The 11,704-nt window shown below is 43.3% G+C and carries 9 protein-coding genes, 1 pseudogene and 1 riboswitch; of the genes and pseudogenes, 9 read left to right on the top strand and 1 reads right to left on the bottom strand.

Annotated features, from left to right (window positions below):
* The first annotated feature begins 19 nt into the window (after nt 1-19).
* The 8 genes from MKZ09_RS28595 to MKZ09_RS28560 all read left to right on the top strand — a co-directional run bounded on the left by MKZ09_RS28595 (nt 20) and on the right by MKZ09_RS28560 (nt 9,599).
* Nucleotides 20-1,726, top strand: a complete 1,707-nt coding sequence (locus tag MKZ09_RS28595) for a sugar ABC transporter substrate-binding protein (RefSeq protein WP_076098804.1) — start codon at nt 20-22, stop codon at nt 1,724-1,726.
* Nucleotides 1,727-1,810: 84 nt separating this feature from the next.
* Entirely contained in the window at nt 1,811-2,779 is a 969-nt protein-coding gene (locus MKZ09_RS28590) for an ABC transporter permease (RefSeq protein ID WP_076098803.1), read from the top strand.
* Between the two features lie 59 nt (nt 2,780-2,838).
* A complete protein-coding gene (locus MKZ09_RS28585; protein WP_111506407.1) occupies nt 2,839-3,741 on the top strand; it encodes a carbohydrate ABC transporter permease in 903 nt (300 codons plus the stop codon).
* Between the two features lie 47 nt (nt 3,742-3,788).
* Complete coding sequence (locus MKZ09_RS28580; RefSeq protein ID WP_076206953.1) at nt 3,789-5,321, top strand: glycoside hydrolase family 43 protein; 1,533 nt, start codon at nt 3,789-3,791, stop codon at nt 5,319-5,321.
* Between the two features lie 44 nt (nt 5,322-5,365).
* Complete coding sequence (locus MKZ09_RS28575) at nt 5,366-6,385, top strand: endo-1,4-beta-xylanase (protein WP_232061457.1); 1,020 nt, start codon at nt 5,366-5,368, stop codon at nt 6,383-6,385.
* Nucleotides 6,386-6,467: 82 nt separating this feature from the next.
* Nucleotides 6,468-8,522: an alpha-glucuronidase family glycosyl hydrolase gene (locus MKZ09_RS28570; protein WP_076206959.1), complete on the top strand. Its 2,055-nt coding sequence runs from the start codon at nt 6,468-6,470 to the stop codon at nt 8,520-8,522.
* 24 nt (nt 8,523-8,546) lie between these two features.
* Complete coding sequence (locus tag MKZ09_RS28565) at nt 8,547-9,341, top strand: Nif3-like dinuclear metal center hexameric protein (protein WP_370511182.1); 795 nt, start codon at nt 8,547-8,549, stop codon at nt 9,339-9,341.
* An 84-nt stretch (nt 9,342-9,425) separates the two neighbouring features.
* Nucleotides 9,426-9,599: a hypothetical protein gene (locus MKZ09_RS28560; RefSeq protein ID WP_169744809.1), complete on the top strand. Its 174-nt coding sequence runs from the start codon at nt 9,426-9,428 to the stop codon at nt 9,597-9,599.
* Between the two features lie 76 nt (nt 9,600-9,675).
* Here MKZ09_RS28560 and MKZ09_RS28555 read toward each other — a convergent pair.
* Nucleotides 9,676-9,771 (bottom strand): annotated as a pseudogene (locus MKZ09_RS28555) (glyoxalase); the annotation flags it as partial.
* 323 nt (nt 9,772-10,094) lie between these two features.
* Nucleotides 10,095-10,281: riboswitch (cyclic di-AMP (ydaO/yuaA leader) on the top strand.
* Nucleotides 10,282-10,386: 105 nt separating this feature from the next.
* On the opposite strand from MKZ09_RS28555, the gene MKZ09_RS28550 reads away from it, so the two are divergent.
* Complete coding sequence (locus tag MKZ09_RS28550; protein ID WP_076130474.1) at nt 10,387-11,196, top strand: alpha/beta fold hydrolase; 810 nt, start codon at nt 10,387-10,389, stop codon at nt 11,194-11,196.
* Nucleotides 11,197-11,704: the final 508 nt, after the last annotated feature.

Below are 11,704 nucleotides of genomic sequence, written 5' to 3'. Positions count from 1 at the left end.
AAATATATGGAGGTGCTTTATGGGGGGCAAGTTAATATCCAAATGGAAACTTAGTCTGATTGCTGTGTTATCCCTAAGCTTTACCTTAGCAGGGTGCGGAGGAAATAACAGCAACAATACGACGGCTAAGGGAGAAGACAAACCAGCAGAAACAGCCACTTCAACTGCAGCAGGAACAGATTCTGATAAGATTGAACCTTTTGAAATTAGTATCTTTCTTGGAGAAGCAGGTCAGCAACCAACACCAGATAATAAAATTTACAAAATGATTAAAGAAAAAACAGGCGCCTCATTCAATTTCGAATTCTTGGCAGGAGATCTTAAACAGAAGCTTGGCGTTATGATTGCCGGTTCGGATTATCCAGATCTAATGAGTTCTAATACCCAACTGACGGCAGCAGGTGCATTTATTCCTCTCGAGGACTTGATTGAAGAACACGCTCCAAATTTGAAAGCGCATTACGCAGCTTACTGGAACATGATGAAGGATCCAAATGATGGACATATTTATACACTTCCAAACTATGGTGCGTATAACGGTGATGTGAATTCTACCTATTACTCTGGCCCAGCTTTCTGGATTCAGAAAGCTGTACTTAAAGATGCTGGCTATCCAGTGGTTAAAACTTTGGATGAGTATTTCGATCTTATCGTTAAGTATAAAGAGAAGAATCCAACCATTGATGGACAACCAACAGTTGGGTTTGAGATTCATAACAAAGACTGGAGAAACTGGGGATTGTTTAACGCTCCTCAGCATCTGATCGGGCATCCTAATGATGGCGGAGTAGTGGTTAATGATAACGTGGCAGAAGTCTTTGCGGATAAAGACTATGCTAAGCAGTACTACAAGAAGCTTAATGATATGAATGCATTGGGTATTATTGATAAAGAAGCATTTACAATGGATTATGACCAATATTTAGCTAAATTGTCCAGCGGAGCCGTTCTGGGAATGTTTGATCAGCACTGGAACTTTGGTAAAGCAGAAGATTCACTCAAGACACAAGAGAAAGATATGAGAACTTATGTAGGTCTGCCTCTTGTGTATGATACCAACACCAAAGATTATTATCTGGATCGCCCTGCGCTTAACTTGAATAATGGATTCGGGATCACTGTCAATGCTAAGGATCCAGTGAGAATCCTTAAACTGATGGACACATTGATTCAAGAAGATTGGCAAAGAACTCTCACTTGGGGTATTGAAGGCGAAGATTATATTGTGGAAAACGGCCGCTTTATGAGAACCCAAGAACAACGGGATAACGCAGTTGATGCTACATGGAAGCTGAGTAACAAAGCAGAAGCTTGGTATGCTACCGCTCCGAAAATGCAAGGGTACTTTGCAGACGGTAACTCAACAGATGCGGCAGCCCAACCAGAAGAATATAAGGCAGGATTGGAAGCGTTTGACAAGGAAGTCCTCGACGCATATGGATTCAACAGTTATGTAGATTTCTTCAGTAAGCCTGGACCGAACCCAGTAGCTTATCCTGCTTGGTCCATAGATCTTGTTGAAAATTCTCCAGCAAAAATTGCCGATACGAAGATGGGAGAAGTTAAAACCAAGTTCTTGCCAAAAGCAATCTTGGCTAGTCCTTCCGATTTCGATAAAGTTTGGGCTGAATTTGTTAAAGAACTTAATAAAGCGGATATCAAAGCTTACGAAGACAGAATCAATGAACAGCTTAAATGGAGATTTGATACTTGGAGTGTTAAATAGTTAGAGCTTGCTTAAAAATCAGAAAGTGGTGGCTTATTAGCCAACCACTTTCTGAAATATATGGATGATGTGGGGAGAAAATATATGGATGAGATTTTAACGGGAAAAAAAGTTAACCGGCATCCTAAAAGAAAAAAGAAGCAACCGATTACTATGACCTTGATTAAGAATCAGAAACAGCTAATTTGGATGTCGGTTCCATTGCTGCTTTATATTATATTATTTGCTTATGTTCCCGTCTGGGGATGGACCATGGCTTTTCAGGATTATAAACCAGCTAAGGCTTTTGGCGAACAAACGTGGGTTGGCTTGAAACACTTCAAGTTTCTATTTACGGACGATACCTTTTTAAGGGTACTGCGAAACACACTGGCTATGGGATTAATTAATTTCTTTCTAGGATTTATAACCGCGATAACATTGGCCTTACTTCTTAATGAAATCAAAAACGTATTTTGGAAAAGAACCGTGCAGACCATATCCTACTTACCTCACTTCCTCTCTTGGATTATTGTAACAGGGATTGTAGGTGTCTCCCTCTCGGTTAACGACGGGATTATCAACATCGTACTCATGAAATTACATCTTATTGATTCACCGATTCTTTGGTTGAGTGAAGGGAAGTATTTCTGGGGTATTGTGGGCGCTTCAACCGTCTGGAAAGAGGTTGGATGGAGTACTATCATCTACTTGGCTGCTATTGCTTCTATAGATCCAGCTTTATATGAGGCTGCTGAGATTGATGGGGCTAACCGGTACAAAAAAATGTTCAATGTAACATTGCCGGGAATTAGACCAACCATTGTAATCCTGATGATAATGTCCATAGGACATGTACTGGATGTCGGATTTGAGGTTCCGTACTTATTAGGGAACGGGCTTACTGTAGACTGGTCGGATACGATTGATATATTTGTATTGAAATACGGGATTGGGCAAGGGAATTATTCCTTAGCCACTGCGGGTGGTATATTTAAAACCGTCGTAAGTGTAACGTTGCTGCTATTAGCTAACTGGACTTCGAAGCGGCTAGGGGAAGAGAGGCTGTTATAATCATGGAAAAAACTCAATTGATTCCTCAAAAATCTCCAAAAAGCAATGCTGGAAAACGGATGAGAAATTTGAGGTTCGAACCCGTAATGTTCGGCACCTTCAATACTATATTTATGGTTTGTCTAGTTATTGTTACCTTGTATCCATTCCTGAATACTATAGCAGTCTCCTTTAATGCGGGGAATGATACCATCCGTGGCGGCATTTATCTATGGCCTAGAGAGTGGACCATACAAAACTACAAGGCAGTTTTTGCCTCTGGTACAATTATTCCTGCTTTTTGGATTTCGGTAGCACGAACAGTGATATCTACGATCCTGAATCTATTTTTGACCACAATGCTTGCTTATACTTTAAGCCGGAAAGAATATGTTTTCCGCAAACAGATTACCTTTATTTTCGTCCTAACCATGTATTTTAATGCGGGTCTGATTCCAAACTATTTCCTAATTAAGGATCTTCATTTGATTAATACGTTTTGGGTATATGTAATACCGACTATGATAAGTGCATTTAATATGATCGTCATCCGTACTTACATTGGCGGCTTGCATGAAAGTCTTATGGAATCCGCGAGAATCGACGGTGCAGGGGAATTCAAGATTTTCATGAAAGTAGTTTTCCCTTTGTGTAAGCCTGTTCTTGCTACCATCGCCCTTTTTGTCGCGGTAGGTGCATGGAACTCATGGTTTGATGCTTTTATCTACACTTCTTCCCGCCAACACTTGAGTACATTGCAGTATGAATTAATGAAATTAATATCATCTAGTATGAATGCGAATAGTAACGCAAGTGTAGCTAACGGGGCAGGGGTAACTGCTGAGTCAGCGGGGTCAATGGTTACTCCAAAGTCCATTCGTGCAGCTGTTACTATTGTTGCTTCGGTTCCAATTTTGCTAGTCTATCCATTTATGCAGAAATATTTTGTAGTTGGAATGAACGTAGGAAGCGTGAAGGAATAAGGAGCTTGCAATCACTATTAAGTAATAGGAAGGTTGTCTGTTAAATTATGACCCCATCTTCAATCACGTACACGAATCCGATACTTCCAGGCTTCTATCCTGATCCAAGTATCACTCGGGCAGGGGATGACTACTATTTAGTTTGCAGCTCCTTTGAGTATTTCCCTGGCGTACCTATTTTTCATAGTCAGGATTTGATTCACTGGACACAAATAGGTCATGTACTCAATCGTGTAAGTCAGCTGGATACTCGTAAAAGCAAGAGCTCTGGAGGGATTTTTGCACCAACGATCCGCTATCATGAAGGAACGTTTTACATGATAACGACCGAAGTACACGGGAAAGGGAATTTCTATGTTATGGCTACGGACCCTGCGGATCCGTGGTCAGATCCGATTAGTATTCCTTATGGAGGAATTGACCCTTCTCTGATGTTTGATGAGGATGGAAAAGTATATGTAACCACCCAGCAGGGGGCAGATTATGACTCCCATGCCATCCAATATGAGATAGATATCGCTACGGGAGCAGCATTAACAGAACCAGTGGTCATCTGGACTGGGGATGGCGGACCTTGGACGGAAGGCCCTCATTTGTACAAAATAAATGGAATGTATTATATCATGACGGCTTCAGGAGGAACGGCAAAGGAGCATCGGGAGATCATTGGCCGCAGCTCCTCTCCATATGGACCTTTTGAACGATTGCCGTATCCAATATTGACGCACAGCGGTACTGACAATCCCATTCAGTATTTAGGGCATGCCGATTTGATTGAGGATCGTAACGGGGATTGGTGGGCCGTATTCCTTGGGGTCAGACTAGTAGATGCAAAATTCACTGTGCTTGGAAGAGAGACTTTCCTTGCTCCCGTAAGCTGGACTGAAGACGGATGGCCGATGATTGATAATAATGATGACACTGTCGGACTGGAAATGAAGGTTTCACGTGTACCTGGTCAATCGCCAAAACCTGAGACTAGTGGAAGATATAATTTTGATGATCAAGTATTGCCGCTGGGATTAGCCTTTCTGCGGAATCCGGCTGAGGGAAGCTGGTCCTTAAACGAACGACAGGGATGGTTATCTCTTCGGGGACAATCTTCAGGTCTCAGTGAAGTAGGCCAAGTGGCTTTTGTAGGCAGAAGACAGCAGCATACTTCGGCAGAATGGAGCACGCTGCTAGAAATGCCTTCATCTATTGCTGATGTGGAAGCTGGACTTTGCGCCAGATTAGATGAGAACGCTCATTATGAAATTGGACTTGTTCAAAAAAACGGGCAAAAAGTGATTACAGCTCATGTGACTATGGATGGAGTAACCCATACAGCGGCAGAGGTTTCGACTACTGCCGAGCGAATTTATTTGAAAGTTAAGGCAGAGCTTACCGAATACAGCCTCTTTTACTCTTTAGATGGGCAGGAGTGGAATATGCTATCAACAGCAGCAGCGTATCCATTATCCCCTCAAGCCGTAAAAGGAAATGGATTTACGGGTGTTCTTATCGGATTATATGCAACAGGTCATGGCAAGGTGGCTGAGGTGCCTGCCTACTTCGATTGGTTCGATTATCAGTCCTAATTATTCGAATACTGATATAAATGCGTTTGTCAGGAGGGAACTTGTTGAGACAAGCTAGTGATTACACAGAACCTGCACTAAAAACAATATTTGCTGAGGATTTCAAAATTGGCGCAGCCGTTAACCCGTTGACGATACAATCACAGGAGCATTTGCTCGCCTATCATTTTAATAGCATTACCGCTGAGAATGAGATGAAGTTTGAAAGTCTGCATCCGCTTGAAGACATTTATAACTTTAAACTAGCAGATCAGTTGGTTGCCTTCGCCCGAAAACATCATATGGCTATGCGTGGGCATACTTTAGTCTGGCATAACCAGACTACGGACTGGTTGTTTGAGGATAAGAAGGGCGGGCCTGTTAGCAAAGAGACATTGCTTGCACGGCTCAAATCACATATTCAGACCGTGGTTGGGCGTTACAAGGAAGATATCTATGCTTGGGATGTCGTAAATGAAGTTATTGCAGATGAAGGAGAAGAACTTCTTCGCCAGTCAAAGTGGCTAGACATTGTCGGACCGGAGTTTATCGGCAAAGCTTTTGAATTCGCTCATGAAGCCGATCCTAAGGCTTTATTATTCTACAACGACTATAACGAGTCTAATCCGCTTAAGCGCGACAAAATCTATAAAATGGTGAAGTCGCTGCTGGAACAAGGAGTGCCGATCCATGGCGTCGGATTGCAAGCCCACTGGAATCTATACGATCCGAGCTTAGACGATATACGTGCTGCTATTGATAAGTATGCATCTTTAGGGCTTCAGCTCCAATTGACAGAGCTGGATGTGTCCATGTTCCGTTTCGATGACAAACGAATCGATTTAAAGGTTGCACCTGCCGAACTGCTCGAGCTGCAGGCAGAGCGGTATGAAGCGATGTTTGCTCTGTTGAAAGAATACCGCGACGTGATTAGCTCAGTCACTTTCTGGGGAGCAGCGGATGACTATACATGGCTGGACGGCTTCCCTGTTCGGGGCCGGAAAAATTGGCCGTTTCTATTCGATGAGCAGCATAATCCTAAGCCAGCTTATCACCAATTGCTTAACGCTGTCACCAAATCATAGAGCGGGTAACCTGCTCAAGCTTGCGAATTATGAACCCGTCCTTTTCAATCCAGGGCGGGTTATTTATACGGGAGGAATAAACATGACCAATACCGCTTATGAGGCTTGGCTCAACTATGGCCAGCTGAAATCTGGATCTCTATACAATCAATATATAAATTGGTGTGGTGAGCTGGTTGTAACGGAGGACAATGAGACGATTCAGGCCGCAGCCGCGGAATTCATACAGGGGATGACCTCTATGCTGGGCAAGGCACCACTGCTCACAGCGCAACCAGAAGGACCGTGTATCGTTATAGGAACCTTCCAAGGGGGGAATCCGTTAATTGGTAGAGTATTCGGAGGAGAGCGAACCGATTCACTGGGTGCTGAAGGTTTCCTTATACGTACAAACGCTACTGAGCAATGTGTCGCTATCGGTGCTTCAACGCCTGTTGGAATATTGTATGGCGTATTCCATCTGTTACGGCTGATAGGAACAGAAAGCGAGATAGACGCTCTGAATTTGTCTATGAGTCCTGTGAACGGCCTGCGAATGATTAATCACTGGGATAATTTTGATGGCAGTATTGAACGTGGCTATGCTGGACGGTCCTTTTTTTACGAGTCCAATCAATTTCTTAACGATACAAAGCGGCTGCGTGATTATGCCAGATTGATGTCCTCTGTGGGAATCAACGCGATTTCGATTAACAATGTGAATGTTCATGAGCTTGAATCTCTATTTATAACGGAGCAATATTTGCCTGATATCGCGTTAATTGCAGGTATATTCCGCGTATACGGAATTAAGCTATTCCTCAGTGCTAACTTCGCCAGCCCGATACAGATCGGAGCATTGGAGACAGCTGATCCACTGGACCCAGCGGTGCGGCAATGGTGGAAAGATAAGGCTGGTGAGGTTTATCGAGCGATACCTGATTTTGGCGGGTTTGTAGTCAAAGCGGATTCAGAAAATCGACCAGGGCCATTCACTTACGGGCGTGACCATGCCGATGGCGCTAATATGCTGGGAGAAGCACTGGAGCCGTTTGGCGGAATCGTGATTTGGCGTTGTTTCGTATATAACTGCAAGCAGGATTGGCGTGACCGTAAGACAGATCGGGCCAGAGCAGCGTATGATCATTTCAAACCATTGGATGGCCGGTTTAATGATAATGTAGTGCTGCAAATCAAGAATGGACCGATGGATTTTCAAGTTAGAGAACCGGTATCTCCGCTGTTTGGCGCACTGGAACATACCAATCATCTGATGGAGTTTCAGATTGCTCAAGAATATACGGGGCAGCAGCGGCATCTCTGTTATCTGGTTCCACAGTGGAAAGAAGTCCTTGATTTCAATACTTATGCCAAAGGGCAAACTACGCTTGTGAAACATATTGTGGACGGATCGGTGTGGGGAAATAAGTATAATGGTGTGGCTGCTGTAACTAATGTCGGGGATGACATGAACTGGACGGGGCACGGGTTAGCTCAAGCTAATCTGTATGGATATGGGAGATTAATTTGGAATCCGGAGCTGACGGGAAAAGAAATAGCTGAGGAATGGATTCGCCTTACCTTTGGCACTGATAAAGGTCTGGTGGCTGCTATTCGCGGGATGTTAATGGACTCATGGAGGATTTACGAATCTTACACAGCTCCATTAGGTGTGGGCTGGATGGTTAATCCGGATCATCATTATGGACCAAATGTGGATGGATATGAATACGCCAAGTGGGGAACGTACCATTATGCGGATCATAAGGGCATTGGTGTAGATCGTTCGGTCAAATCGGGAACGGGTTATAGCGGACAGTATATGGGTCTTAATGCATCAAATTATGAGAATCTAGCGTCTTGTCCAGAAGAGCTGTTGCTGTTCTTTCATCATGTTCCATACACGCATGTTCTGCAATCGGGTCAAACTATTATTCAGCATATCTACGATACTCATTTCGAGGGGGCTGAGCAGGCTGCACAGCTTCTAGCGACATGGGAATCACTTGAAGGCAGCATGGATAGTGGATTGTATATACAAGTGAAGCACCGTCTTGAAGAGCAAGCAGAGCATGCGCAGGAATGGAGAGATCGGATCAATACGTATTTTTACCGCAAGAGCGGAATTGAGGATTTTAAAGGCAGAAAGATTTATTAGATTTCGATTCGAGGGATGATGATAGTGAACCTCACGATTAGAGCGATTTTGGAAGATTTAATGGGAACTGTGGAGCAGGTAGAAGGCACTGTGGATATTTTGAACCCAGGGGAACCGGAAACTGAAGTCACAGGGATTATTACGGCCTTTTCTGCCACGCAAAATATTGTGGAGCAAGCAATAGCGTTAGGAGCCAATTTGCTGATCACGCATGAAGGTGTATTTTATAGCCATTATGCAGCGAGCGAGTGGTTAGAAGGTGATCCAGTTTATCATGCGAAAAAAAGTCTGATCGGACATTCCCCAATAGCTATTTTTCGTTATCATGATTATTGGCATCGGCAAGAGCCAGATGGGATTATGATTGGTTTGCTGCGAGAGCTGGATTGGTCAGACTATGTGGAAGAGCAGCAAGCGGCTGCTACGATTCTCACTATTCCTGCTATGACTGTAATGGAAGCTGCTCAGTATATTAAAAGTAAGCTAGGCATCTCTTATGTACGCGCTGCTGGTGACCTGTCTCTGTCCTGCAAACGCGTAGGGATATTAGTAGGTTACAGAGGAGGCGGGACGATGGCTATTCCGCTTTTTAATGATCACAATCTTGATTTAATTATCGCTGGAGAGGGACCAGAGTGGGAGACTCCGGAATATGTGCGGGATGCAGGGCACCAAGGCAGATCTAAAGCACTCATCATGTTAGGTCATGCGGAGAGTGAAGCGCCGGGAATGAAATATTTAGCTGAAATCTTAGCAGACAAATATCCCATGCTTCCTACCCGGTTCATTGCTGAACAACCCATCTATCAGATGGTTTAATCTGGGGAAATTAAGAGTACGGAATAAATAAACATATTATGGAGAAAATGAAGGGAAACAGGTCACTGAGAAAGGAGTGTTTCAATGGAAATTCCTTTGGAGGCTGATGAAGTATTAAGTCGGATCAAAAAGCTGCAAAGCGACGGAAGCTCGATCAGTAAAAAACAAGTAAAGCAAAGCGACCCAGAGCTTATGAGAAGTGCGCTGTTCTTTTTTCCAAGCTGGGAGCATGCATTGAAAAACGCCGATCTTTTGTAGCCATAGTATTGTAAAAGGGAGCTAAGTGGACAGGGAATATCTCTGATTCTGCTTAGCTTTTTTCTTTTTTATGAAATCATTCGTGCTGTTCATGTGAAATAATATTAACAAGCTTGCCAAACGGATCGCGGACATAGAAACGACGAACACCCCAAGGTTTAGAAACTGGCCCAATATTGGTGATGATTCGTTTGACCCTCATTTCATGCCTCCATTGAAAGGACGATTTTAGTATTCATTTTTATTGGAGATTGTCGTTTCTTATTAAATAGGAAAGTACTGGTGAATTACTCCTATTTTCGCTTGCTTCAGAGCTGTTTTTCTAAAGAAAACGAGTAAACAAGAGCAAACGAAAGAGAAAATGAAGAGTATGCTTAATATGAAATGAAAAGCATTGCTTTCAACATTATTTTGACCAGAGCCCTCCTTTACAAGCAAACCTTACAAGAGTATGATTCATCTCAGAACTGACAATTATCTTAAATTTACAATTACATAAGCAATCCGCTTAATTTCCGTTTCTGGAAAGCGGGGGAACCAACAACTGGCAGCCGATGTGAGAGTCGGCACTGGTTATGGGGTGAATCCTGTTCCGGGTGCATAATATGCATCCCTACAGGTAGGGCAACTCTCACTGCCCGAATCCGACAGCTAACCTCGTAAGCGTATGGAGAGAGGATGAATGGCGTGTTTAGTGATGAATAGCCACAGAGAATCCCTCTGTGGTTTTTTGCTGCGTTTTTAAGCAGATATAGTCGTAGAATTTATTATGAAAGAGGTGTTACCTTTGCCTATCGCTAAACTGAACGGAACTTCGCTCTATTATGAAATCAATGGAACTGGCACTCCGGTTGTGTTTATCCATGGACATGGATTAACACACAGTATGTTCAAACCACAGCTGGAGTATTTTTCCGATAAATATAAAGTGATTTTGTGCGATTTACGGGGGAATGGCAAGTCTGGTAAACTGCTGGAGGCCCCACATGAGATTATTGAGACGCAATGTCTGGATCTAATTATGCTGTTGAATGACCTAGGTATCCGTGAAGCAGTTTTTGTAGGAATCGCTTATGGTGGCTTAGTCGTTCAGCATATTGCCAAACAATATCCTGAGCGTGTAAAAGCCATTGTTGTCGCGGATAGCTTTTGTAGGACTCACGGATCAACAATAGTAGGGAAAATACAAACTATGGCAGCATATTGCAGTTTACTAATGTATTATCTCCCAAGCGAGCTGGTGTTGCCTTCGATTCGGATGATGTACCGAGAGCGCTGGAGTCTGGCCTACAATGAGATTAGAAGAGGGCTGCTGGACAAACGTCCCCGTGAGCTATACCGGCAAAGGCTGGCCACGAGCCATGTTGATTACACCAGGTGTTTAAAGGCTTTTAAACGTCCCGCTTTATGTATTGTAGGGGACTTTAATGAATTTGGAGTGAATTGTATGAAGGAAATGGTGTCTCAGCTGCCACAGGCGCAGTTGGCGATTATTCCGAACGCATTAGATCCAAGTAATCTGTGCCAGCCGGAGCAATTCAATGCGATTCTTCAGCGTTTCTTGGAGAAGCAGCAGGGCAGTCAGCAGATTAGTTGATCCCTTTACAAGCGAAGCGTTTAAGTGAGAAAATAGGCGTCCCATAGCCAGGAGATGAGCTGGCTGTGGGACGTCCTTCTGGGAAGAACTTTAGGGAAATCCTCCCTAAAATGATCGACAGCATGGCTCCTAGAACGTAGATTAGGGAAATCCTCCCTAAAATGAAGGAGATTATGGCTCCTAGAACGTGAATTAGGGAAAACTTCCCTAATAATAGGATGCTTTTAGCCATAAATGGGTATTTGCATGAATTTTTAGGGAGAAATTCCCTAAAAACCTCATTTTAAAGCGATTATCGATGAATATTAGGGAGGATTTCCCTAATATAATGGATATCTAACTAAAGGCTGGCTCATCAGTAGTGAAATCTACGAATGAGCCAGCCTTTAGTATTTTACCAACCGGTGGATGTTGAACATTTACAAGCATATTGTAGCTAGAACGCCACTTAATGTACCTACCCTACCACAGCACCAAATATAGCTCACCCGACGTGGGAAGAACAGTA

It is taken from the genome of Paenibacillus sp. FSL R5-0908 (assembly GCF_038006245.1).
GTDB lineage: Bacteria > Bacillota > Bacilli > Paenibacillales > Paenibacillaceae > Paenibacillus_AQ > Paenibacillus_AQ odorifer.
Note: the sequence above shows the minus strand (reverse complement) of the source record. Positions and strands in the feature narration are given on the sequence as shown.

Coding starts and splice junctions, on each gene's coding strand:
- MKZ09_RS28595 (WP_076098804.1), top strand. CDS start 20: ATGGGGGGCAAGTTAATATCCAAATGGAAACTTAGTCTGATTGCTGTG.
- MKZ09_RS28590 (WP_076098803.1), top strand. CDS start 1,811: ATGGATGAGATTTTAACGGGAAAAAAAGTTAACCGGCATCCTAAAAGA.
- MKZ09_RS28585 (WP_111506407.1), top strand. CDS start 2,839: ATGAGAAATTTGAGGTTCGAACCCGTAATGTTCGGCACCTTCAATACT.
- MKZ09_RS28580 (WP_076206953.1), top strand. CDS start 3,789: ATGACCCCATCTTCAATCACGTACACGAATCCGATACTTCCAGGCTTC.
- MKZ09_RS28570 (WP_076206959.1), top strand. CDS start 6,468: ATGACCAATACCGCTTATGAGGCTTGGCTCAACTATGGCCAGCTGAAA.
- MKZ09_RS28560 (WP_169744809.1), top strand. CDS start 9,426: ATGGAAATTCCTTTGGAGGCTGATGAAGTATTAAGTCGGATCAAAAAG.